Source organism: Oscillospiraceae bacterium (genome assembly GCA_025758045.1).
In the GTDB taxonomy this organism is placed as follows: Bacteria; Bacillota; Clostridia; order Oscillospirales; family Ruminococcaceae; genus Gemmiger.
Genome location: CP107208.1, coordinates 444,139 through 466,917, shown reverse-complemented (window position 1 = coordinate 466,917; position 22,779 = coordinate 444,139). Strand labels below are relative to the sequence as shown.

Genomic DNA, 22,779 nt, shown 5'->3' with positions numbered 1-22,779 from the left:
CGTATAATATAAGTACAAGAATAGGAGGCGATTATATGCTGGATGTAAATATGATAATTGCAAACAACATTCAGGATGAACTGAAAAAAGAAAACAAAAAGCAAGTTGATCTGGCAGAAGGAATTGGAGTCTCCAGGCAGACAATGAGCAAAATCATGAATGGTGCAAGAGCAATCAACGCGATTGAACTTCATAAAATTTCTGAATATCTCCATGTGTCGATGGATTCTCTGATGAAGATGCCGGAAAAGCCGATGGACACGAATGTGATTCATGCGTTTATGGGGCGTGTTAAAACTGAGGAAGCAAGAAAGGGAATCCAGCTTGCGGATGAACTGTCTGATATGATTCTGTTCCATACTAGGGTGTGCGAGAATGGCAAAAAGATGGAGCAGCCCTGGGAGGATAAGTGATGAACAATGTTCTGGAAGATAGCCTCTTTGTAAGCCAAAACAAGAAATTTGATGAAATCCAATCCATCGTCAGACAGTTCTCGGCAGAGTATGTCGGCAATTCAATTATCAAGGATAATATCTTTGCTGTCATACAGAACTATGCCAGAAAGAAAGAAATCGCGCTGGAAATGCTTCGTTACCCGATCCATGATGATGAATTATGGGCGTTGACTTTTTTGAAGCAGGATACGATTTTTGTGTGCGTAAATACAGCACTTCCGCTTTGTAAACAGTTTTTTGCTGCGGCGCATGAACTGTATCATATCTACTGCTATGTGGAAAATGCAGACCAGAGCTATATAAAAAATGGTTCTATGCTGGATTCGGCAACTGGTGATGAAACAGGAAGAACACAGGAGGATTTGGAAGCAAATGCCTTTGCAGGGCTGCTTCTGATGCCGGATCAACTGATCCATGAGCAGATTCTGCTGTATGGGCTTGATAAAGATTTGGTTACGGTAGATTCTGTCCTGATGCTTATGGATATGTTCGCTATGCCCTATAAGGCAGTTGTACTGCGTTTGTTTGAAAGTGGGAACATATCTCATCAGCAGGCTGAAAAGCTGCTGGAGATAGGCTCTGCGGACGTAATGGAAAGAGTATCGCTGACAGGTAAAGCAAAACGCTGGCAGCTCGATGGCAAAGGAACAGAATCTTTTGGCACACTCCTTGAGAAAGTTGAGTACAACAGACAGCATGAGTATCTGACGGAATCCAGAGAAAAAGAAGATGTGGCCTACCTTACTCAACTGAAAAAAGAGTACGGCTTGGATGCACTCCCTCTTGATGATTTTGTATAGGATAAGTATAGCACGGCAGGGGAGGAGCATCAAGCGGTTGTCCATGATATAACATTAGCGACAATGTTATATTATGGACAACTGTTCGTAAAAATTTAAGGATTTTGAGGGAGTTGCACAGCTTGATATGATGGGCGGTTTATGGTAAGATAGAATTACAATGGCGGACAAAGCTACTATTGACTACGACAAGGAGGTGTAAGCCAATGGGATTAGCTGATACCGTGACTAAAGCCTATATGAAAGATAATTCTGTGTTTGCAGATGCGTTTAATTACTTGATTTATGGCGGTGAGGCGGTTGTAGACCCTAAACAACTGCAAGAACTGGATACTACGGAGATCGCTTTACCGTTTGGATCACAGGATGAAGAGGGAAAGCAGCCAGAAGAAGCAGTTCAGAAATACCGTGATGTGCTGAAATCAGCAATCATTAAACAGGATGATGAGGCTGCATACATTTTACTGGGAATCGAAAATCAGACTGACATTCATTATGCAATGCCCGTTAGAAATATCATTTATGATGCTCTCCAGTACGGCAAACAGGTGGCTGATATTGCAGCCAAGCATCGCGCAAGTGATGGAGATTCAAAAGGGCATAGCCGTGGTGAATATCTTTCTGGATTCTACAAGGAAGATAAGATTACGCCTGTTATCACACTTGTGCTTCACTTTGGCGCAAATGAATGGGATGGGCCGTTGTCACTCCATGAGATGATGGCGGTTAAAAATAAGAATCTTTTGAACTTTGTGCAGGACTATCAGATTCATCTGATCGACCCTGCAAAGCTGAGCGCGGAGGACTTGGAAAGATTCTCTTCAAGTCTGAGAGAGGTAATTGGGTATATTAAATATTCCAAAGATAAGAAACGCTTATCTGAATTTTTGACTGATAATCCGCGTATGCTGATAGAAGCGAACGCGGCGAGGGTTATTAAAGCAGTTACGAATACACCGCTGGATATTCCAGAGGGCGCGGAGGTGATTGATGTGTGCAAAGCTGTTGAGGAAATGATGAATGAAAGCGAAGAGCGAGGCGAACTCAGGATGCTCGTGCAGCTTGTTCGAGATGGAGATTTGAAGCTGGAACGTGCTGCTGAAAAAGCAAAAATGACTGTCGAACAGTTTGAAAAGGTAATGGAGAATACTCCTTTGCAGGCGGTATAAGATAAACAGAATATAGAAAACAGATAAGCCCTACAAGGCTCAAATTGGTTCAAAACCGATTGAAAGCCCTGTGGGGCTTATTTTTTTGCGCCTTTTTCAAATTTATTTGTGAAAAAAGTTGTCCAAGACTTGACATCGGGCGGACTTGCTGCAGTCAGCTCCTCCGCATTTGCGGCACTTTATAGTGCATTTGGAAAATACGATGTGGTGCACATCCATGCCGAAGGGCCGGCATTCTTTGCATGGCTGCCGAAGATGTTTGGGAAAAGAGTTGTTGTTACCGTCCATGGAACGGTGAAGATGGTCTGCCGATTCCGCCGTATGCAGTTTACAACATCGGTAATCAGAACCCTGAGAACCTACTGGACTTCGTGCAGATTCTGAGCGAGGAGCTGGTTCGTGCAAAGGTTCTGCCGGAAGATTATGACTTCGAGGCACACAAAGAGCTGGTTCCGATGCAGCCGGGTGATGTACCTGTGACCTATGCAGATACCAGTGCGTTGGAGCGTGATTTCGGATATAAGCCCTCTACCAGTTTGCGCGAGGGTTTGCGGAAGTTCGCTGAGTGGTACGCAAAGTTCTACAAATAATGAAGAAGTCGCTGTCAGAGGTGGAACGTCTGCGGCTGCTGGTGGCAAAGCAGGAAGTAGAAATAGCCCGGTTAAAAAAAGGGTATTGGGTGGAAGGAGCTAGTGCAAACAGGGAATGGCATCAATCTGGACCGCAGCCGGATGCGGATGTTCAACTCTAATCCCGCCGATCCGGAGAAGGAATGCCGGGAAATCGAAAAATACATTGACGACAACGGGAAAATTGACTACATGATTCTGGGCGTGGGCATGAACGGCCATGTGGCGCTGAACGAGCCTGGCGTAGATCTGACGCTGGGTGCGCATGTGGCGACCCTTGCCAACAAGACCCGGGAGGTATCCTCCAAGTACTTTGAAAACGGCACTCCCGTGACCCTGACCCGGGGCCTGACGCTGGGCTATAAAAACATCTTTGAAGCAAAGGATCTGGTAGTGATCCTGAACGGAGCCCATAAGGCCCCCATTGTGAAGAAGTTCATGGAGACCCCCATTTCCAACGAATTCCCGGTTACCAATATCAAGCGCAGCCCCATTGCCCGGGTGGTGATGGATCAGGCAGCGGCATCTGACATTTACAGGGTGTGAGAAACGGTATGGAAAACTTTGAGTTCTACAACCCCTGCCGGATCCTGTTCGGCGACGGAAAGCTGGACAGGCTGGGGGAACTGATCCGGGCATATTCCGACAATATCCTGCTGGTTTACGGAAAGAGCAGCATTCGGAAAATGGGCCTTTATGATGAAATTGTCACTATTTTGAACCGGGATGGAATCCGCTTTACCGAAATCAGCGGCGTGGAGGCCAATCCCAAGATGGATCTTGTCTATCAGGGCATTGCCATCGGAAGAGAGAAGCAGATCGGCTTTATTCTGGCAGTGGGCGGCGGAAGCGTCATTGATACCGCAAAGGCAATTGCCGTGGGCATTCCTTACTCCGGAGATGTGTGGAATGTGCTTCAGCGTTATGAGACGGCGACCCGGTCTCTACCCATCGGAACCGTTCTGACGGCAGTTGGCTCCGGCTCTGAAATGAGCAACAGCTGTGTGATCACCAAAATGCCGGAAGGGCTGAAACGAAGCTTTGACAGTGAGATCAACATTCCGAAGTTTTCCATTCTGGATCCGCACTATACCTTCTCCGTGTCTCCCAGGCAGACCGCCTGTGGGTCAGCGGATATCCTGTCCCACTTGATGGAACGGTATTTTACTCAGGTGAAGCAGGCGGATGTGACGGACCGGATGCTGGAGGGACTGATGCAGACCGTGATTCTCTATGCGCCCAGAGCCATGGAGCATCCGGAGGATTATGATGCCCGGGCAGAGCTGATGTGGGCGGGAACGCTGGCACAGAACGGATTGCTGAACACCGGACGGATCGGGGACTGGGCGTGCCACGGGATCGAGCATGAGATTTCCGGGGAGTATGATATTCCCCACGGCATGGGACTTGCCATGATTACCGGCTCCTGGATGCGCTATGTATATTCCAGCTATCCGGCACGATTCACCCAGTTTGCCCGCCGGGTCTTTCATGTGGATTATCCGGATTATGACGAGGAGCATATCATTCAGGAGGGCATTTACCGGCTGGAGCAGTTCTTTATCCGGCTGGGACTGCCTGTGTCCACGGCGCAGCTGAATATGTCCCATGAAGTGATGGAGAGGCTGGCAGAACAGGCCGTCTATAAATCCCCCACCAAAGGACGGTTCCGTAAGCTGACAAAGGAGGATCTGGTGAAGATTCTGGAGATGGCTCAGGGAAACTCGTAAGTTCCCCTTGTTTTTCCACGGAATCGGAAGTATAATCAGAGCAAAGAGAAAACAGGGAGAGTCAGGATGCTTCAGAATGAACGAAAGCAGTATATTCTTGAGCTGATCAACCGGGACAGAATTGTGCGTGCCGCGGATCTTGTAGAGCGGCTGGGCGTGTCCATGGAAACCATTCGCCGGGATCTGGAGGAGCTGGAAAAGGCCGGAAATCTGCGCAGAGTCTACGGCGGGGCGGTTCTGGGCACGATTTACAGTCCGGAACCCTCCTACTATAACCGGGAGGTGACCCACGCAGCCCAGAAACGAGCAATCGCCGCCGCGGTGTATAACCTGATCGAGGACGAAGACACCCTGTTTCTGGACGGCGGCACGACCCTGATGGAGGTGGCGCGCTGCATTGCGGCCGGGAACAAGCGGGTCACCGTCATCACCAACGCCGTCCAGCTTTCCTGCGAGGTGGTCAAGAATGAATTTTGCGGCGCGATTCTGCTGGGCGGTGCCCTGACCCGGGGAGAGCCCCTGACCTCCGGTGCCATTGCCAGCAGCGATCTGATGCACTTTCATGCAAACAAGATCATTCTGGGTGCGGCGGGCGTGTCCCTGCGCTATGGCGTTACGGACCATTCCTTCGTGATCGGCTCTCTGAAGCGGGAAATGATCAGTCGGGCGGATCAGGTGATCTGTGTGGCGGATTTCAGTAAATTCAACCAGACCGCCGCTAACTGCATTTGCCCGACCTCCAATCTGAACGTACTGGTAACGGATTGGCTCACGGATGATGCCGTGTGTGGACAGTACACCTCCGCCGGGGTTCGGGTCATCAAGGCACCGGAACCAAGAAGCTTCAATTTGTAACAAAAATTTCCCGCCGGACTGATTCCGTTGAACCAGTTCGGCGGGGCCTTTTTATGTGGTTATATCCCAACACGGCATTTTTCCGGAACAGTTTCACGGCGCCTGTATGTCAGGGCTGTTCCGGGTTTTCCTCCGGGGCGGCTGCCGCCTCTGCCTTTGCTTTCTCCGCGGCTGCCAGCCGGTTGACTGCCAGCTTTGCCGGGTCGTGGGGGCGGAAGTGCTGCACGAGGAGAACGGCGGTGGCAGCGATACAGCTGACGGCGGCCAGTACCTGACTGACCCGGAAGGGACCCCAGTACAGGCTGTCCATCCGCAGTCCCTCGATCATGGTTCTGCCGAGGCCATACCACGCGCAGTAGCCCAGCGCAATTTCTCCGTCGTACTTCTTTTTCTTCGACAGGAAGTGCAGGATCACGAAGCCGATGAGATTCCACCCGGATTCATACAGAAAGGTGGGGTGGTAGTATTCCGTCACGCCGGTGACGGTATTGTAAAGTCCCATGCGGGTGAAGCCCTCCGTGGCGGCGCCGAAGGCCTCCCGGTTGAAGAAGTTGCCCCAGCATCCCATGGACTGCCCAATCAGAAAGCCGAGGCTCACAAGATCCAGCAGGGCAGGGAGGGAACACTTTTTGATTTTGCAGAACAGCGCCACGCCAATGGCCGCGCCCAGCACGCCGCCGTAGATGGCAAGCCCACCCTCCCAGATGTACAGCACGGAAATGGGGTTATTTTTATACAGGGACCAGGAGAAAGCGCAGTAGTACGCCCGGGCGCAGAGAATGGTGAAGGGAGTGACCCACAGGACGCCGTCCAGCAGGGTATCCTCGTCCAACCCGGCCTGACGGCTGCGCTTGCAGGCGTAGTATACCGCCAGCATCAGCCCGCAGGCAATGATCAGCCCGTAGAAGTGGATATACAGCGGCCCGACGGAAAATCCCCGGGGCGGGTTCAGACTGATCCCCAGAGCGGGAAAGGAAATTACGGAATAATTGGCGGGATTCATAAAAAGACCTCCTGAGGAAAGTGAAAAATAACTGCGGTGCCGAGAGCCGTGTTATATTGCGGGTTCGGCCACAGAATCAATAACGGACAGGGCACAGCGGTCCGGCTTTACCACCCGGGCAAGGAAGGCAAGAACCTCTTCCGGGGTGATATCCTGATAGATGGCAGGAAAGCGGAAGTAATCGAAGCCCGCAAAGTGGTAGGCACACAACCGGAAGCAGGTGCCGTCGAAGCTGTCCAGTCCCTTGATCCGCCGCCCCAGGGCACTGCGCTTCATGCGGAGAAAATAGTCCGCCCCGATGCCTTCCCGGAGCAGTGCCTCCGCCCGGCTCAGAACAGCTTCCCGCACCCGTTCCGGCTCCTCACTGTCGCCGGAGCACAGCAGCATGGCGCAGCCGTCGGCGCAGTCAAGGCCACCGCCGAAGGAGCTGTCGATGATGCCGGATTCGTACATTTGCAGATACAGTTAAGCCCTACAAGGCTCAGATCGGTTCGATACCGACTGAAAGCCTTGTAGGGCTTATTTTTTTGTTTTTTTCAAATTTATTTGTGAAAAATGTTGTCCAAGACTTGACATCGGCCGGACGATACCGAAAGCGAGGATAATGAATGAGATTTACCAACAACCCCTATGAGGGATTTATGAAAGAAAAAAGCTACTTTAAGGGTGTGCCGCCCAGCCTGCCGCCGAAGGGCTCCCGTTGTGACGGCTGCCCTTACTGGCGCGGGATCGGCTGCGTGTTCTGCTACCGGGAGCAACTCAAACCACCGGGCAACGGGAGGTGATGCTGTGGGCCGAGAACTGACCCGGACAGAAAAAACGGCAATCCGCAGGCTGGTATCAAAATGGTGTGCCAACTATGACCGGGACTGCGGCTGCCTGCCGCTGGATTGCGAGTGCTATATGTTTGGGAAATGCTGGACGGGGGCTTATTGCCGCTACTTCCGCGAGGCAGTTCTGCCCCTTGATCCGGCGCTGGAGGCTGCGCTGCTGGCAGAAGGGCCAAGGCCGAATTTCAAGGCTTGCCCGGTATGCGGCAGAGCCGTGGCTCCTGATGGACGGCAAACCTATTGTTCGGCGGCCTGTGCAAAGGCGGCACACCGCAGACAGCAGCGGGAATATATGCGAAAAAAGCGGGGCTGATGTGTTGACAATTAGGACACCCCAAACCCGCCTGTGACAAGGCTTTTTAAGGCCCTTTTCTGCGGGAGGCGTATGTTTCTACGTCCGCCCCTGTTTCCGTGAGATGCTGTCAACATTTTAGCTGCCGGAGCTTTGGGACAAATTGTCCCAAAGTTCCGGCTTTTGTGGAAGGAGGTACTATGCCGAAATATTATCCGATCAATGAAGAAGCCGCAAAGCGGGCAAAAGATATGAACAGCTTTTCTGACTATCAGCCGGGCTCCGCTACGGCGGGCTACCGGGCAATGGTCGATGAAGCGTATGCAGCGGCGGAACGCCAGAAAGCGCGTGTCGATCCCATGTACCACGATATGATATAACAGTGGCGAAGAATGCAATAATATGGACAACTCCATTCTACGCTGACCGAGGGAACACTGTTTTACGATGTTCGCTTTGACGCAATCGCACCGAAATCTGCGGACAGCACAGAACAGGAAGAAGTCATTCGTCTGATTATCAATGTGGAAGCACAGACAAAATTTAAGCCGGGATACCCATTGACGAAACGGGCAATCTATTATTGTAGCAGAATGATTTCTGCACAGCACGGCCCGATTTTTACAAAATCTGAATATGGGAAGATTCGCAAGGTCTACTCCATCTGGATTTGTACTCAGCCGTCAGATGATTTTGAAAACACGCTTACCCGGTACTCCATCAAACCCGAACAGTTAATTGGAGAAGCGCAGGAAGAAACCGAAAACTACGATTTGATGAGTGTCGTAATGATTTGTTTAGGCAAGCCAGGGACAGAGAATCATAAGGGAATCCTGAAATTTATGGAAGTGCTGTTATCTTCCACAAGATCAGGTTCTGAGAAAAAGAAGATTCTGGAAGAAGAGTTTGGCGTTGCAATGGGCGAAGAACTGGAAAGAGAGGTGCTTGAAGTGTGCAATCTTAGTCAAGGCGTAAGAGCCGAAGGTCGTGAAGAAGGCCGTCAGGAAGGCAGAATCGAAGGCATCGGAATGGCTGCAAAGCGATGCGAGGCAAAGCGCCGGGAAGGGGTGCCTGTCTGGAATTTGCAGAGGGAGAGAAACGCACAGCTATAACGACAGATCGTGCCGTGGAGGAAATACTTCCACGGCATTATTGTGTCGTTATGGAATGACGCTAGATTTGCTATTTGAATCAGTAAATGGTAATATTATAATTCGGATGAGGAATAGACCGTGATGGCAACTATTCGGAAATTCCGAATGGTTCAAACAGATGACATCTGACAGGTTCATCGAAGGGAAATTATCGCAATTTGTGGCTTATTGCGCCTTTCGAGTTTTATCTGCATATATTTTTGAAGATTATATGCAGAAAGCAGGATTCCATGTGGCAAAATTTAATCATCGTCATAGCAGATGAGGTGTCTGCGATGATAGATCATGCTATGAAAGAAATCCCTGCTGCGGCGCTTTTGTACTATTATATATAGGGTAGGGAAATTTCCAACTTGCTATTTGTATCGATAAATGGTACTATATGACTATACTAATGTCATTTGAATGGTTAGAAATAGATGACTTCTGAAGGAGGCTTTGGCGAAATGGGAAGATTCGTGAATCCGGATAATAGTGCGTTTCAAGTTGCACTGAATTCAAAAATTTATATGGATAAAACGGGTCTGCTGGAATATACCAACAGCGTTCTTGATACACCAGAAGCATATATCTGCAATAGCCGCCCCCGGAGATTTGGTAAGTCCTATACGGCTAATATGCTGGCAGCCTATTACAGCAAAGGCTGCGATTCAGAAAAGATGTTCGATGGGCTTACAATCGGCAAGAGTAGCGACTTCAAAAAGCATCTCAACAAGTATGATGTGATCCATATAGATGTACAATGGTTTTTGTCCAGTTGTGCAGACATCAAAAGTATTATATCCTACATTACGCAATCGGTTTTGGAGGAACTAAAAGAGTACTACCCTGAAGTTCTTCCTAACGAAGTGTTGACATTGGCGGACGCTTTGTCGCGCATCAGAAACTCGACCGGTCAGAAATTTATTGTGATTATTGATGAATGGGATATTCTGATCCGAGATGAAGCAACCAATAAGGCTGTTCAAGAAGAATATATCTATTTCCTGAGAGGCTTATTCAAAGGTACAGAGCCGACAAAATACATTCAGCTTGCATACCTCACCGGCATTCTGCCAATCAAAAAGGAAAAAACGCAGTCGGCCTTGAATAACTTCGATGAGTTTACCATGGTCAGTGCCGGCACGTTGGCACCTTTCATTGGCTTTACGGAAGAAGAAGTTAAGAATCTTTGCGAGGAGTACCACAAAGACTTTGACAAGGTAAAAAAGTGGTACGATGGTTACTTGCTGCGGGATTACCAAGTTTATAATCCCAGAGCTGTTGTCAGCGTTATGCTGAAGGGAGAGTTTAAGAGCTACTGGTCGGAAACGGCTTCCTATGAAGCAATCGTTCCCCTTATCAACATGAACTATGATGGGCTGAAAACGGCAATCATTGAAATGCTTTCCGGTGGGGAAGTTAAAGTAAACACGGCTACCTTCAAGAACGATACCGTTAATATCCAAAGCAAAGATGATGTTTTGACATATATGATCCATCTTGGCTACTTGGGATATGACCAGAACCGAAAAACAGCGTTCGTTCCGAATGAGGAAATCCGGCAGGAATTGACACTTGCGGTGGAAAGCAAGCATTGGAATGAGATGTTGCTGTTCCAGCAGGAGTCTGAGAAGTTGCTGGATGCAACATTGGATATGGATGGCGATGCAGTAGCCACTCAGGTTGAGAAAATCCATGATGACTATGTTTCTGCCATCCAGTACAACAATGAAAACTCCTTGAGCAGCGTCTTGGCGATTGCATACCTGAGCGCTATGCAATATTACTTTAAGCCGGTTCGAGAGCTGCCCACAGGCAGGGGCTTCGCAGACTTCGTTTTCGTACCAAAACCGGAGTACCGAAATGACTATCCGGCGCTTGTTGTGGAGTTGAAGTGGAACCAAACGGCGGAGACTGCGATGCAGCAGATTAAGGAAAAGAAATATCCGGATTCGCTGCGTGGCTATACAGGAAATCTTCTCTTGGTAGCTATCAACTATGACAAGAAAACGAAGAAACATCAGTGCCTTATTGAAAAAGTAGTATAAAGATCATGCCGTGGAAGGAACCTTCTTCCACGGCTTTTCTATACCATGATTGAGTCATTGACTTGTACATTTTGAAAATACTGAATGCAGTATTATACTGATGGGGAAGGAGGGAAAACCGATGCAATATGATAAAGCAGACCAGCAAAACTGCCCGCGCAGAGTTGTGTTCTATGGGCGCGTGTCCACGGAACTTGAGGCGCAAATATCAGCACTGAAAAATCAAATGAACTGGTATCTGGAGCTTGCAGAACATCATCCGAATTGGACGGTGGTTGGGCAATACGCCGATGAAGGAATCTCAGGTACTGGCATGAAAACCCGACCATCTTTTATGAAGATGCTGCGAGATGCCCGGAAAAAGAAGTTTGACCTAATCGTGACCCGCGAGGTTTCCCGTTTTGCCCGAAACACGGTGGATACTTTGGTTACGACCCGTGAGCTGAAACAGTACGGCGTTGAAGTGTACTTCGTCAATGATGACATCTGGACGATGCGTGGCGATGGAGAAGTTCGCCTGACCATTATGGCAAGCCTTGCGCAAGATGAAAGCCGTAAAATGAGTGAACGCACCAAGGCGGGCATTCAGACGTCACAGAAAAAAGGCACCTATGTTGCAGGACCGACACCGTTTGGATATAAGCGTGATAAAAAGGCTCATACGCTTGTGGTGCAGGAAAGTCAGGCAGAGACTGTCAAAAAAATTTTTGCTTGGTATGCTGATGGCATAAATGGCACCGAGATAGCCCAGACACTAACGCAAGAAGGCGCACCGAATAAATCCGGAATGCCACAATGGAGCGCGCGTCAGGTCCTCTCAATCACCAAGAATACGATTTATAAAGGGTATTTGACATACAACAAATCGCATATTGATGATTTCCTCAGCCATAAAAGCATCAAGAACAGCGAACAGGATTACATTCTGGTGAAAGGCAGTTTTGAGCCAATCATTTCAGAGGAACTATGGGATAAATGTCAGCGCCGCAGACATGCATGGCAGTCGTACAAAGACGGCAATATAACGCAGGCTTACTTGTATGGAAAGAACGAACACGCCGACAAATGGGCTTGCCGCCTGTTTTGTGGCTGCGGAGCCAGAATGCGGGCGTTCCGCGCAGAGAAAGGCATTGTTCGATATATCTGTTATCAGCGGTCGCTGAGGAATGTAGCCCCCAAATGCAGCGCCCCCAATGTGCAAGCATGGAAGCTCGAATTGATGGCGCGAGAAATTTACAAAAACGTTTGGCAGGATACAAGTATTTCTTTCGCAGGTAGTCTGCGTGTTCGTGGGTAATGCTTCTTTCATTGATTTCTGCCATGTTGATGCTGCCATAAAGTTCACCCCATAAACAGTCCAACAGGCTGCTGTGATTTTTGATTCCGCTTTTATACGCATCCAAGTCGTGCTGCAAATAGTCCGGCAAGCCATACTCGTAGGCGCGTTCACGTTCGGTTTGGCGGATGCCGTCCTCCGTCAACTGCTCCATAGAAACTCCCAACACCTGCGACAACTTATAGACCGTTTCGGCAGAGCATTTTTCGAGTTTTGCTTTTCCGCTGCAAATATCACTGAGCGTCGGGTGCGGAATTCCCGCTTGCACAGCAAGTTTATACTTTGTCATGCCGCGCTTGGCAAGTAAATCTTCTATAACCATTGTTCCCGCCTCCTTACTTATATTATATCGGTACGCCGAAACAATAGCAATAGCCAATTTTCAAAGTTCATAGAAATGCAAATATTTTCGCAGCGGGAAATTTATATTTCAGAAAGTGGAAGCAGGGGTCTTAGGGGCATTCCCCTAACAAGTGGGCGTTTGGTACACCAAATGCCGTGCTTGCTCGTACTGTGCCATAGGCACAGTACGCCACCTGCTGAAAATCACCACGGCAGCTGCAACCCCTTTCGGGTCGCATAACGCTCGATACGCCGAGCCAGCCGAAACATATTCACACGGTCACGCAGGCTGTACTCGGTAGCCGTAACCTGTACACCGCGCTGCATGAGCCGCTTGAAAAAGGAGTACAAGTGGCGCTCCTTGCCGCTGATCTGCCGCATCCTGCACACGCTGCAATCCAATGGCAGTCAGCAGGATGCGGCCAGCTCTTCCACCGCCGATGCGGACAACCAGCTGGCTACGCCGACTGATTTCACGGTGGACGAAAACGGCAGTTACAGCTTTACCGGCGTAGAGGATGCCGAGTATTATCTGCTTTACTTCTGCGACCCCACCGCTACCGGCGATGACGACAGCTACATCTACACCAGCGGTCCCATCAACGCCAACAGCTCCAACACCTACAGCGGCAACTGCGCCGATGAGTTCAGCTATGCCTTCGGCTCCTACCTTGCCAAGGTCTACGCGTTCCCCGATCTGACCGATAAGGATTATAGCATGTCCAAGCCCGCGACCGCCGAGTATTCCTACAGCGGCAACCAAAGCGCACCCGAACTGAACTATTACTGGAACACGTTTGACGGCAACATGAGTATCCAGGTGGCCAACCTCGGCACCTATGAGTTCGAGGCCTACCCCGACAAGGTGGATATCACCTTTACGAACACCGAGAACAGCGCCGACGTTGTCGCCTTGACGATGGAAAACGTCACCCCCGATAACAACCAGCTGGACACCGATGCCCTGACCAAGGGCGCGACCTACGATGTGACCGCCGTTGCCACCAGCAACAGCGAGTACGTGCTGAACCCGACCTCGGACACCACGACCGTTGCCACCGGTCTGTTGCTGGGCGATAGTAGTCTGATCACTGATGCCTACAGCTACAGTGATGGCTTTGCCAACAACATCTTTGCCTGGCCTCGCGCGTACGATGGCTTTGATCTTGAGAACGGCGGTACCGCCGGTTACGCCCCGGCCATGGGTGACGGCAAGACCGAATTTGTGGCCACGCCGGTTTCTTCCGGCGACGGCAGCTACACCTATGACTTGGCCGCTGGCAACTGGACCCGCAGTGGCAAGCTGGAACTGAAAGCCGATGGCACCTTTACCGCCGAACTGGAAGGCTCCGGCCCCGTCAACTTTCACTACCCGCGCGTATCCCAGGCGCAATATTCCTGCTATCAACCTGTCCGATGGCCCCAACGGCGTGCGCAAGCAGGCCGGGGCGGCGGACCATCTGGGCCTGAACCCCAGCGTGCCGGCTACCTGCTTTCCCACGGCTGTCACCGTGGCCTGCAGCTGGGACCCCGCTCTTGGCGAGGAAGTGGGCAAAGCCATGGGCGAGGAAGCCGCCGCGCAGGAAGTCGCCGTACTGCTGGGGCCGGGCCTCAACACCAAGCGCAGCCCCCTCTGCGGCCGCGACTTCGAGTACTTCTCCGAGGACCCCTACCTTGCGGGCAAGATGGCCGCAGGCTATGTGCGGGGCATCCAATCCAACGGCATCGCCGCCTGCCCCAAGCACTTCGCCGTCAACAGCCAGGAGCTGCGCCGCATGGCGTCGGACTCCGTGCTGGACGAACGCACCCTGCGGGAGATCTACCTGACCGGCTTTGAGATCGTGGTGAAAGAATCCGCACCCAAAACCATCATGTCCAGCTACAATTTGGTCAACGGCACCTACGCCAACGAAAATGCCCATCTGCTGCAGGACATCCTACGCAGGGATTGGGGCTTTACCGGCGCTGTCGTTACCGACTGGGGCGGCTCCAACGACCATGCACTGGGCGTAAAGAACGGCTCCACGCTGGAAATGCCCGCCCCCGGCGGTGACGCCGTGCGGGAACTGCTGTCCGCTGTCAAGTCCGGCAAGATCACCGAGGCCGATGTGGACGCCCGCCTGGACGAACTGCTGACGCTGATTTACGACACCCACGCCGCTGTGCAGAACCACAGCCGCAGCTTTGACGCCGACGCACACCACGCGCTGGCCCGCCGCGCCGCTGCCGAAAGCACGGTGCTGCTGAAAAACGAGGACAACCTGCTGCCGCTGGCGGCGGGCACGAAAGTGGCCGTCATTGGTGACTTTGCCGAGACCCCGCGCTACCAGGGCGCAGGCTCCAGCGCGGTCAACTCCATCAAGGTAGATTCGCTGCTGGGCTGCTGGGCCGAAAGCGGGCTGGAACAGGTAGGATTTGCCGCCGGTTTCGACCGCCAGGGCAAACCCGACGCCGCCAAGCAGGCCGAAGCCGTGGCGCTGGCCCAAAAGGCTGACGTGGTGCTGCTCTGCATGGGCCTGGACGAGATCAAAGAGAGCGAGGGCCTGGACCGCAGCGATATGTGCGTAGCATCGAACCAAATCGAGCTGCTGCGTGCGCTGCAAAAGGTCAACCCCAACATTGTGGTGGTGCTCAGCGCCGGCGCATCGGTGGAGACACCTTGGGCGAACCACTGCAAGGCGCTGGTCTACGGCGCTTTGGGTGGCCAGGCCGGGGCCGGGGCCATGCTGGACGTGCTGACCGGCAAGGTCAACCCCAGCGGCAAGCTGGGCGAGAGCTGGGCCAAGGCATATTCGGATACCCCCGCCAGGGACAACTTTGCCGGCGACGGCCGCACCGTGCAGTACCGCGAGGGGCTGTACGTGGGCTATCGCTACCACCAGACGGCCGGGGTCGCTCCCGCTTATCCGTTTGGGTTTGGCTTAAGCTACACCACCTTTTCCTATGCTGACGTAAAAGCCACGCCCCAGGGCGTAAGCCTGACCGTGACCAACACCGGCGACCGTGAGGGTGCCGAGATTGTGCAGGTCTACGTGGCCAAGCCCGATGCCAAGATCTTCCGCCCCGCGCAGGAGCTGAAAGGCTTTGCCAAGGTGCAGCTGGCGGCAGGGGAGAGCAAGCGGGTGACTGTTGCGCTGGATGACAAGGCGTTCCGTTACTGGAACACGATGACTAATGCCTGGGAGGTCGAGGGCGGCAGCTATGAAGTCCGCGTCGGTGCCTCCTGCGAGGACATCCGCCTGACCGCTGTTGTTACTGTGGCCGGTACCGGTGCACCCAACCCCTACGAGGGCAAGAGCCTGCCGCACTACACAAGCGGCAAGGTGCAGAACGTGCCCGACGCCGAGTGGGAGACCCTGCTGGGCCGCCCAATCCCGGACGACACCGTAAAAATCGATCGCAACATGACCCTGGGCGAGCTGAACCACAGCCGCAGCCCGCTGTGCTGGCTGATCTGGCTGGTGCTGCATACGCTGCTGACCGCCAGCTACAAAAAAGGCCAGCCCAATCTGAACGTGATGTTCCAATACAACATGCCGCTGCGCGCCCTAGCCAAAATGACCAGCGGGGCCATCAGTATGGGCATGGTGGATGGCATCGTGCTGGAAGCCAAGGGTTTCTGGTTTATCGGTCTGATTAAGGTCATTCTTGAGGCCATCAAAAACATAATTCTCAACGCGCAGCTGGAAAGCCGCCTGCGCAACAGTTGACGGAGGTGCAACGTGCAATTCTGGAATAACTTCGCGGCCAAGCACCCCGCCGCTGCCAAGTGGGTGCGGGAGGGCGGCCTGTTCGTGGTCGTGTCCAACCTTATCACCGTTTTTAAGTATCTGCTGCTGCAGTTTTTGCCCAAGGCCTTTACCAGCCTGCCGGTGGTAGACTTCGGCTGGCCGGGCATCCCGGTCACGCTGTTTGGCGAGACCTTCCAGTGGAATATCCTGGGCTACGATGCTGCCCACGGCGGCCTGCCCTACTTCTGCGCCTACATGATTGCCATGGTCATCGGCGAGTGCATCAACTTCCCGATCCAGCGCAACTTTGTGTTCCGCAGCAAGGGCAATCTGGCCAAGCAGATCGGCTGGTACGTGGTGGCGTTCTGCCTCATCACCTGCATCGTCAACTCCATCAACTGTGTGTGGGTGGCGGTGGCCGGCCTGCTGGTGCCGGACTTCATCTACAACATCGGCACCACCGTTTTGAACGGCGGCATCTCAATGGTCATTTTCTTCTTCGTGAATAAAATCATCTTCCCCGAAAGCGGAAAGTAACAGGATATCATCCGCAAAAACGGCGGGTTATTTCAGCCTTTGTGCTGGAGTAACCCGCCGTTTTTTTTGCCGTGCCGCTACGCAGCGATGGAAACAGGCGAAGAATAAAATTAGATAAATAAATTTACCTAACAATATTGACATGCGAGATAAACGTGTTATAATGTCCTCATTGACAAATATGTCAATTTATTTAGTTAAATTATGTGAGGTACGCATTATGAGCTTTGAAGAACTGAAAGAAGTATTTGTTGACACCCTGAACTGCGATGCTGACAAAGTCACGATGGCCGCCAGCCTGACCGAGGACTTGCAGGCGGACAGTCTGGATGCCGTAGAGCTGAACATGGCGTTTGAGGAAAAGTTTGGGGTTACGATCGCTGATGAGGATCTGGGGACGCTTAAAACCGTAGGCGACATCTTCAACTATCTGGCCGCACGGGCAGCCTAAAGGGTATTGCAGAATGAGTGCCATTGAAAAGCTGTTTCCGGCCAGCCCGCAGGAGCGCAGCTTTCAGCTGAAAGCCCGCCGCGATGCCGGTACGGCCGCGCCAAACTGGGTGCCGCCGCAATTTGTTGCCTGCAAAAAGTGCGGCCGCCGCGCCACCCGCCAGGTCTGGACCAAAAGCCTGTATGTGTGCCCCAACTGTGGGGTGCATCTGCCTATCGGGGCTTATTACCGGCTTAGTACGGTTTTGGACCACGGGACCTTTAAAGAGCTGAACCCGGACATTGCCCCCAATGATGTGCTGCATTTCCCCGATTATCAGGAAAAACTGGCCGCTGCTTCGGTCAAGACTGGTCTGAAAGAAGCCGCCGTTACCGCAACCGGCATGATCGGCGGCGTGCAGGCGGTGGTCGCTGTGCTGGACAGCCGCTTTTTTATGGGCAGCATGAGTACTGCTGTTGGTGAAAAAATCACCCGCGCGATCGAGTATGCTGCCGATAAGCGTCTGCCGCTCATCATTTTTTCCGCCAGCGGCGGTGCGCGGATGCAGGAGGGCATTTACAGCCTGATGCAGATGGCCAAAACCAGCGCCGCACTGGAACGTTTTAACCGCAGCGGCGGGCTGTACGTCAGCGTACTGACCCACCCCACTACCGGCGGAGTCACGGCCAGCTTTGCCAGCCTGGGCGACATTACACTGGCTGAACCGGGTGCGCTCATCGGCTTTGCCGGGCCACGTGTCATTGAACAGACCATCGGTGAAAAACTGCCTGATGGGTTTCAGCGCAGTGAGTTCCAACTGGAACACGGCTTTGTGGACCAGGTCGTACCGCGCACCGAGTTAAAAGAGGTCTTAACGCGGATCTTGCAGCTCCACACGCGGGGGAGGAAACGCAGATGATCAAGGAAGTTTTGCAGCAATTGGAACCGCTGGACGCGCAGATCGACGCGCTGTGCAGCAGCGCCGACGATGCCGAGATGACGAACACGACCACCCATGCGGCTGAGCTGGCCGAGCTTTCCGCACAGGAAAACATGCTTTTGCAGCGCTGCACCTCGCTGACGCCGGAGGACCGAGTCTTTCTGGCCCGCCGCCCCGACCGCCCGCACATTACCGAAATAATCGACAACCTGTTTACCGATTTTTTTGAGCAGTGCGGTGATCGGCAATGCAAAGAGGATGCGGCTATTTTATGCGGGATCGCACGGTTCCACGGGATGCCCGTTACCGTTTTGGGACACCGCAAAGGGACCACGCTGGAAGAAAACCTGCACTGCAACTTTGGCATGCCGGGACCCGAGGGCTACCGCAAGGCCCTGCGCGTGATGAAGCAGGCAGAGAAATTTCATCGTCCCATCATCACTTTCGTTGACACCCCTGGCGCTTACCCCGGCAAAGATGCCGAGGAGCGCGGCCAGGGAGAAGCCATTGCCCGCAACCTGATGGAGATGAGTGGCCTGACTGTCCCGGTGCTGGCCATTGTCACCGGCGAGGGATCCAGCGGCGGCGCGCTGGGCCTGGGCGTTGCCAACCACATTCTGATGCTGGAAAACGCCGTGTATTCGGTGCTCAGCCCCGAGGGGTTTGCCAGCATTTTGTGGAAAGATGCTTCCCGCAGCGGCGAGGCCTGCACCATGATGAAGCTGACGGCACAGGACCTGTACGCAGACGGCATTGTGGAAGAGGTCATCCCCGAACCGCTGGGCGGCGCACAGCGCGGGCGGCAGCTGCTTTTCAGCCGGTTGGACACCGCCATTGCGGTGCACCTTACTGCCTTATCCAAGATGAGCGGCAAAGCTCTAGCCGACCAGCGATACAAAAAATACCGTCGCATCGGAGAAATGAGGGGCGCATGAAAGGTTTACGGCTGCTGGCCACTGGCGGGGCATTGCCCGGCTGCGTGGTGACGAACGAGGACTTGCGCCGACAAGTGGACACCAGTGACGAATGGATCACGACCCGCACCGGCATCCGCCAGCGCTATTACTGCACCGAAAACGAAGATGCCGCCACGCTGGCCATCACCGCCGCCCGTCAGGCCATGGCCCGCAGCGGCCTGACGGCAAACGACATTGCCTGCTGCATTGTGGCAACACTTTCGGCTCCAACGGCTACTCCCAGCATCGCATGCCGCGTGCAGGCGGCGCTGGACTTGCCGGAGGACCGACCCGCTTTTGATGTAAATGCGGCCTGTTCCGGTTTTATTTATGCTGCCGCCACGGCCCACGGGCTGCTGACCACCCTGGGAGGGCAATATGCGCTGGTCATTGGCTGCGAGGCACTCTCCCGCATGATGGACCCGACCGACCGCACGACCTGTGTATTGTTTGGCGATGGAGCAGGCGCGGCTGTTTTTGAGCTGGCCGAAAATGTACCGTTCGCCATCACTTTGGGCGCACGGGGCAGTGAAGCCATCCGCGCAGGCGGCCCTGCGGCCTGCGACACCGCGCCTATCACGATGGACGGCAAGGCAGTTTTCCGTTTTGCGGTGGAAACTATGCCGCGCTGCCTGCAAACCGTGCTGGACCGCAGCCAAAAAACGCTGGCCGACCTTGCTTGGGTCGTCTGCCACCAGGCCAACAGCCGTATTATTGACCATTGCATTAAGCATTTGCACGCAGAACCGTCAAAATTTTATAAAAATATGGACCGTCACGGCAACACCAGTGCCGCCAGCATCCCGATTGCCCTGCATGAAATGGAAGAAAGCGGCCTGCTGCGCCCCGGCCAGACACTGGCCTGCATCGGCTTTGGCGGCGGGCTGACCTGGGGCGGGATGCTGCTGACGTATGAGGGTAGAAAATGAAGCTGCTCAACGAAATTTTAGGTACAAAATATCCCATTATCCAGGGCGGTATGGCTAATATCGCTACAGGCGAGTTTGCCGCTGCCTGTTCCAACGCCGGGGCACTGGGGCTGATCGGCTCCGGCGGCATGGATGCCGCCGCCCTGCGGAAAAACATCCGCCGCTGCCGCGCGCTGACCGATAAGCCCTTTGGTGTGAACATCATGCTGATGCACCCGCAGGCGGATGAATTTGCCAAAATCGTGGTGGAAGAGGGAGTAAAGATCGTCACCACCGGGGCGGGAAATCCGGGGAAGTACATGGCCGCGTGGAAAGCAGCCGGCATCACGGTCATCCCCGTGGTGGCAGCGGCAATTTTGGCCAAACATCTGGAACCGCTTGGCATTGACGCCGTTATTGCCGAGGGCACCGAGAGCGGCGGCCACGTGGGCGAGATGACCACGATGGCCCTGGTTCCGCAGGTCGTGGATGCTGTTCACGTGCCGGTGATCGCAGCAGGCGGCATTGCGGACGGGCGCGGGTTGGCTGCAGCACTGGCGCTGGGGGCCTGCGGTGTGCAGGTCGGCACCTGTCTGTTGGCGAGCATCGAGTGCCCGATCCATGAAAACTACAAAGAAGCCCTGCTGAAAGCCCGCGACAGTGATACCATCGTGACCGGCCGTATCAGCGGCACCCCCGTGCGCGTGCTGAAAAACCGCATGAGCCGTGAGTATGTCCGCCAGGAAAAGGCCGGAACTGACAAAATGGAGCTGGAGCGCTTTACTTTAGGCAGTCTGCGCAAGGCTGTATTTGATGGCGATACCGAGAATGGCAGCCTGATGGCAGGGCAGGCAGCAGGGCTGCTGCACGATGTCCGCCCGGTGGAAGAAATTTTTGCCGCCATGGTAAGCGATGCCAAAAACTGCATCGACGGGCTGCACAAGGAGATCACCTTATGAAACTAGCATTTTTATACGCCGGGCAGGGCAGCCAGCACGCCGGTATGGGCCAGGACCTTTACGAGGCTTTCCCGGCGTTCCGCGCCGCTTTTGACGAAGCTGCGGCGGCAGTGGATTTTGATTTGAAAGAAGTCTGCTTTACTGACACAACAGGTGTACTGAACGAGACCCAATACACCCAGCCCTGCATGACGGCGTTTGCCGCTGGCCTTACTGCCGTACTGCGGGAGGCAGGTGTTACACCGGATTATGCGGCGGGGCTGTCTTTGGGAGAGTATTCTGCCCTGGCATGTGCGGGGGTGTTTGATGTGCGGACGGCGGTTGCCTTAACGGCTTTTCGCGGTAAGGCGATGGCCGCGGCTGCGGCCGGGCACACTTGCGGAATGACAGCCGTTTTGGGGCTGGACGAAGCTCCCTTGCAGGCATGCTGCGATACAGCTGCCGACGAGGGCATTGTGCAGATCTGCAACTACAACTGCCCAGGCCAGTTGGTCATTGGCGGTGACAAAGCCGCGGTGGACAAAGCTGCCGCGCTGGCGCTTGCTGCCGGGGCACGGCGCTGCCTGCCGCTGAACGTCAGTGGCCCGTTCCATACCTCGTTGATGCACCCGGCCGGGGACGCGCTGAGAGAGAAATTTAGCGCCATCCGCTTTGCGCCGATGCAGCTCCCCGTGCTGTTCAACTGCCTGGGGCACGAGATGGCGGAAAGCGACACCATTGCCGCGCTGCTGGAAAAACAGGTGCAGTCCGGCGTGCGTTGGGAAGCGACCATCCGCCGCCTGGCAGAATTGGGCGTGGACACCGCCATTGAGATCGGCCCTGGCAGGGTGCTGACCGGTTTTGTTAAAAAGACCGTAGGAAGTGCCATCTCGTGCTACCCGGTGGAAACTGCCACGCAGCTGCAACAGTTGCTGCGCACCATGAAAGGAGCCTGACCATGCCGCAAACCGAAACCCTGCGCCGTGCCGCCCTGGTTACAGGCGGGGCCAAAGGCATCGGCCGGGCCATCTGCTTGGCGCTGGCCGAAAACGGCGTGAACATCGCCGTTAACTACGCCGGCAGTGCCGCCGCTGCCGAGGAAACGGCCGCAGACTGCCGCGCCCTTGGTGTGCAGGCCATCACGCTGCAGGCGGATGTACGCAGCCCCGAAGCCTGCCAGAAACTGGTGGAAGATACCGTTGCCGCTTTTGGACGGATCGACGTGCTTGTCAACAACGCGGGCATTACCGCCGACAAATTGCTGCTGCGCATGACCGAAGCTGATTTTGACAACGTGCTTGCCGCCAACCTGAAAGGGGCATTTTTCTGCACTAAGGCGGCCACCCGCTTTATGATGCACCAGCGGTATGGGCGCATCGTAAGCGTCAGCAGTGTGGTCGGGCTGCACGGCAACGCGGGCCAGGCCAACTACGCGGCCAGCAAGGCGGGGCTGATCGGCCTGACGAAAAGCGTTGCCAAAGAGTATGCCGCCCGCAATATCACTGCCAATGCGGTAGCACCCGGCTTTATAGCAACGGATATGACCGCCGCCATGCCGGAAGCTGCCCGCGCGGCTGCCGCGGCATCCATCCCGGCAGGTAAAATCGGCCATGCCGAGGATGTTGCGGCAGCGGTGGCTTTTCTGGCAGGGGAGCAAGCCGGTTACATTACCGGCCAGGTCCTTTGCGTTGACGGTGGAATGGGAATGTGAGGT

The 22,779-nt window shown here is 53.9% G+C and carries 22 protein-coding genes and 3 pseudogenes; 23 read left to right on the top strand and 2 right to left on the bottom strand.

The genetic code is table 11. The features are described 5' to 3' along the window. Positions 1–35: 35 nt before the first annotated feature. The 8 genes and pseudogenes from OGM81_02405 (at position 36) to OGM81_02370 (ending at position 5,638) form a co-directional block, all read left to right on the top strand. The gene (locus OGM81_02405) at positions 36–413 is read left to right on the top strand and encodes a helix-turn-helix domain-containing protein (GenBank protein UYJ44020.1); all 378 of its coding nucleotides are present in this window, start codon (positions 36–38) and stop codon (positions 411–413) included. Beyond that, a complete protein-coding gene (locus tag OGM81_02400; GenBank protein UYJ44019.1) occupies positions 413–1,255 on the top strand; it encodes an ImmA/IrrE family metallo-endopeptidase in 843 nt (280 codons plus the stop codon). Before OGM81_02405 ends, OGM81_02400 begins: the two co-directional genes overlap by 1 nt. Positions 1,256–1,461: 206 nt before the next feature. Beyond that, on the top strand, positions 1,462–2,424 hold the full coding sequence (locus tag OGM81_02395; GenBank protein UYJ44018.1) for an Rpn family recombination-promoting nuclease/putative transposase: 963 nt from the start codon (positions 1,462–1,464) through the stop codon (positions 2,422–2,424). 141 nt (positions 2,425–2,565) lie between these two features. Beyond that, positions 2,566–2,715, top strand: a pseudogene (locus tag OGM81_02390) (glycosyltransferase family 4 protein). 2 nt (positions 2,716–2,717) lie between these two features. Beyond that, positions 2,718–3,014 (top strand): annotated as a pseudogene (locus OGM81_02385) (protein CapI). Between the two features lie 102 nt (positions 3,015–3,116). Then, entirely contained in the window at positions 3,117–3,599 is a 483-nt protein-coding gene (locus OGM81_02380; GenBank protein ID UYJ44017.1) for a 6-phosphogluconolactonase, read from the top strand. Positions 3,600–3,607: 8 nt separating this feature from the next. Continuing rightward, a complete protein-coding gene (locus tag OGM81_02375) occupies positions 3,608–4,783 on the top strand; it encodes an iron-containing alcohol dehydrogenase (GenBank protein UYJ44016.1) in 1,176 nt (391 codons plus the stop codon). A gap of 66 nt (positions 4,784–4,849) precedes the next feature. Further along, a complete protein-coding gene (locus OGM81_02370) occupies positions 4,850–5,638 on the top strand; it encodes a DeoR/GlpR family DNA-binding transcription regulator (protein UYJ44015.1) in 789 nt (262 codons plus the stop codon). Positions 5,639–5,747: 109 nt separating this feature from the next. Here the strand turns inward: OGM81_02370 and lgt are convergent, their stop codons facing one another. Beyond that, positions 5,748–6,641: a prolipoprotein diacylglyceryl transferase gene (gene lgt, locus OGM81_02365; protein UYJ44014.1), complete on the bottom strand. Its 894-nt coding sequence runs from the start codon at positions 6,639–6,641 to the stop codon at positions 5,748–5,750. A gap of 51 nt (positions 6,642–6,692) precedes the next feature. Continuing rightward, on the bottom strand, positions 6,693–7,094 hold the full coding sequence (locus OGM81_02360; protein ID UYJ44013.1) for a hypothetical protein: 402 nt from the start codon (positions 7,092–7,094) through the stop codon (positions 6,693–6,695). 155 nt (positions 7,095–7,249) lie between these two features. Between OGM81_02360 and OGM81_02355 the strand changes: the two genes are divergently transcribed. The 15 genes and pseudogenes from OGM81_02355 to fabG all read left to right on the top strand — a co-directional run bounded on the left by OGM81_02355 (position 7,250) and on the right by fabG (position 22,776). Continuing rightward, positions 7,250–7,426 (top strand): hypothetical protein, encoded by a 177-nt coding sequence (locus tag OGM81_02355; GenBank protein ID UYJ44012.1) that lies wholly within the window; start codon positions 7,250–7,252, stop codon positions 7,424–7,426. Between the two features lie 4 nt (positions 7,427–7,430). After that, positions 7,431–7,784, top strand: a complete 354-nt coding sequence (locus OGM81_02350) for a cysteine-rich VLP domain-containing protein (GenBank protein UYJ44011.1) — start codon at positions 7,431–7,433, stop codon at positions 7,782–7,784. 179 nt (positions 7,785–7,963) lie between these two features. After that, positions 7,964–8,143, top strand: coding sequence for a hypothetical protein (locus OGM81_02345; GenBank protein UYJ44010.1), 180 nt, complete (start codon positions 7,964–7,966; stop codon positions 8,141–8,143). 213 nt (positions 8,144–8,356) lie between these two features. Next, the gene (locus tag OGM81_02340; GenBank protein ID UYJ44009.1) at positions 8,357–8,875 is read left to right on the top strand and encodes a hypothetical protein; all 519 of its coding nucleotides are present in this window, start codon (positions 8,357–8,359) and stop codon (positions 8,873–8,875) included. Positions 8,876–9,363: 488 nt separating this feature from the next. Beyond that, entirely contained in the window at positions 9,364–10,947 is a 1,584-nt protein-coding gene (locus OGM81_02335) for an ATP-binding protein (GenBank protein ID UYJ44008.1), read from the top strand. Between the two features lie 121 nt (positions 10,948–11,068). Next, a complete protein-coding gene (locus tag OGM81_02330; GenBank protein UYJ44007.1) occupies positions 11,069–12,244 on the top strand; it encodes a recombinase family protein in 1,176 nt (391 codons plus the stop codon). A 1,745-nt stretch (positions 12,245–13,989) separates the two neighbouring features. Next, positions 13,990–16,335, top strand: a pseudogene (locus OGM81_02325) (glycoside hydrolase family 3 C-terminal domain-containing protein). Positions 16,336–16,347: 12 nt separating this feature from the next. Continuing rightward, positions 16,348–16,893, top strand: coding sequence for a hypothetical protein (locus OGM81_02320; protein ID UYJ44006.1), 546 nt, complete (start codon positions 16,348–16,350; stop codon positions 16,891–16,893). A 220-nt stretch (positions 16,894–17,113) separates the two neighbouring features. Continuing rightward, positions 17,114–17,344 (top strand): acyl carrier protein, encoded by a 231-nt coding sequence (gene acpP / locus OGM81_02315; protein ID UYJ44005.1) that lies wholly within the window; start codon positions 17,114–17,116, stop codon positions 17,342–17,344. A 13-nt stretch (positions 17,345–17,357) separates the two neighbouring features. Further along, the gene (gene accD, locus OGM81_02310) at positions 17,358–18,242 is read left to right on the top strand and encodes an acetyl-CoA carboxylase, carboxyltransferase subunit beta (GenBank protein UYJ44004.1); all 885 of its coding nucleotides are present in this window, start codon (positions 17,358–17,360) and stop codon (positions 18,240–18,242) included. Then, positions 18,239–19,198, top strand: coding sequence for an acetyl-CoA carboxylase carboxyltransferase subunit alpha (locus OGM81_02305; protein UYJ44003.1), 960 nt, complete (start codon positions 18,239–18,241; stop codon positions 19,196–19,198). Before accD ends, OGM81_02305 begins: the two co-directional genes overlap by 4 nt. Next, positions 19,195–20,148 (top strand): beta-ketoacyl-ACP synthase 3, encoded by a 954-nt coding sequence (locus OGM81_02300; protein ID UYJ44002.1) that lies wholly within the window; start codon positions 19,195–19,197, stop codon positions 20,146–20,148. The genes OGM81_02305 and OGM81_02300 overlap by 4 nt, the downstream gene beginning before the upstream one ends. Continuing rightward, complete coding sequence (locus tag OGM81_02295) at positions 20,145–21,086, top strand: nitronate monooxygenase (GenBank protein UYJ44001.1); 942 nt, start codon at positions 20,145–20,147, stop codon at positions 21,084–21,086. The genes OGM81_02300 and OGM81_02295 overlap by 4 nt, the downstream gene beginning before the upstream one ends. Beyond that, complete coding sequence (gene fabD, locus OGM81_02290; GenBank protein UYJ44000.1) at positions 21,083–22,021, top strand: ACP S-malonyltransferase; 939 nt, start codon at positions 21,083–21,085, stop codon at positions 22,019–22,021. Before OGM81_02295 ends, fabD begins: the two co-directional genes overlap by 4 nt. 2 nt (positions 22,022–22,023) lie before the next feature. Further along, positions 22,024–22,776, top strand: a complete 753-nt coding sequence (fabG, locus tag OGM81_02285; GenBank protein UYJ43999.1) for a 3-oxoacyl-[acyl-carrier-protein] reductase — start codon at positions 22,024–22,026, stop codon at positions 22,774–22,776. Positions 22,777–22,779 lie beyond the last annotated feature (3 nt).

What these genes read in the sequence shown, in the direction of transcription:
- OGM81_02405 (UYJ44020.1), top strand. Translation starts at nt 36, where the DNA reads ATGCTGGATGTAAATATGATAATTGCAAACAACATTCAGGATGAACTG.
- OGM81_02400 (UYJ44019.1), top strand. Translation starts at nt 413, where the DNA reads ATGAACAATGTTCTGGAAGATAGCCTCTTTGTAAGCCAAAACAAGAAA.
- OGM81_02395 (UYJ44018.1), top strand. Translation starts at nt 1,462, where the DNA reads ATGGGATTAGCTGATACCGTGACTAAAGCCTATATGAAAGATAATTCT.
- OGM81_02375 (UYJ44016.1), top strand. Translation starts at nt 3,608, where the DNA reads ATGGAAAACTTTGAGTTCTACAACCCCTGCCGGATCCTGTTCGGCGAC.
- OGM81_02370 (UYJ44015.1), top strand. Translation starts at nt 4,850, where the DNA reads ATGCTTCAGAATGAACGAAAGCAGTATATTCTTGAGCTGATCAACCGG.
- lgt (UYJ44014.1), bottom strand. Translation starts at nt 6,641, where the DNA reads ATGAATCCCGCCAATTATTCCGTAATTTCCTTTCCCGCTCTGGGGATC.
- OGM81_02360 (UYJ44013.1), bottom strand. Translation starts at nt 7,094, where the DNA reads ATGTACGAATCCGGCATCATCGACAGCTCCTTCGGCGGTGGCCTTGAC.
- OGM81_02355 (UYJ44012.1), top strand. Translation starts at nt 7,250, where the DNA reads ATGAGATTTACCAACAACCCCTATGAGGGATTTATGAAAGAAAAAAGC.
- OGM81_02345 (UYJ44010.1), top strand. Translation starts at nt 7,964, where the DNA reads ATGCCGAAATATTATCCGATCAATGAAGAAGCCGCAAAGCGGGCAAAA.
- OGM81_02340 (UYJ44009.1), top strand. Translation starts at nt 8,357, where the DNA reads ATGATTTCTGCACAGCACGGCCCGATTTTTACAAAATCTGAATATGGG.
- OGM81_02335 (UYJ44008.1), top strand. Translation starts at nt 9,364, where the DNA reads ATGGGAAGATTCGTGAATCCGGATAATAGTGCGTTTCAAGTTGCACTG.
- OGM81_02330 (UYJ44007.1), top strand. Translation starts at nt 11,069, where the DNA reads ATGCAATATGATAAAGCAGACCAGCAAAACTGCCCGCGCAGAGTTGTG.
- acpP (UYJ44005.1), top strand. Translation starts at nt 17,114, where the DNA reads ATGAGCTTTGAAGAACTGAAAGAAGTATTTGTTGACACCCTGAACTGC.
- accD (UYJ44004.1), top strand. Translation starts at nt 17,358, where the DNA reads ATGAGTGCCATTGAAAAGCTGTTTCCGGCCAGCCCGCAGGAGCGCAGC.
- OGM81_02305 (UYJ44003.1), top strand. Translation starts at nt 18,239, where the DNA reads ATGATCAAGGAAGTTTTGCAGCAATTGGAACCGCTGGACGCGCAGATC.
- OGM81_02300 (UYJ44002.1), top strand. Translation starts at nt 19,195, where the DNA reads ATGAAAGGTTTACGGCTGCTGGCCACTGGCGGGGCATTGCCCGGCTGC.
- OGM81_02295 (UYJ44001.1), top strand. Translation starts at nt 20,145, where the DNA reads ATGAAGCTGCTCAACGAAATTTTAGGTACAAAATATCCCATTATCCAG.
- fabD (UYJ44000.1), top strand. Translation starts at nt 21,083, where the DNA reads ATGAAACTAGCATTTTTATACGCCGGGCAGGGCAGCCAGCACGCCGGT.
- fabG (UYJ43999.1), top strand. Translation starts at nt 22,024, where the DNA reads ATGCCGCAAACCGAAACCCTGCGCCGTGCCGCCCTGGTTACAGGCGGG.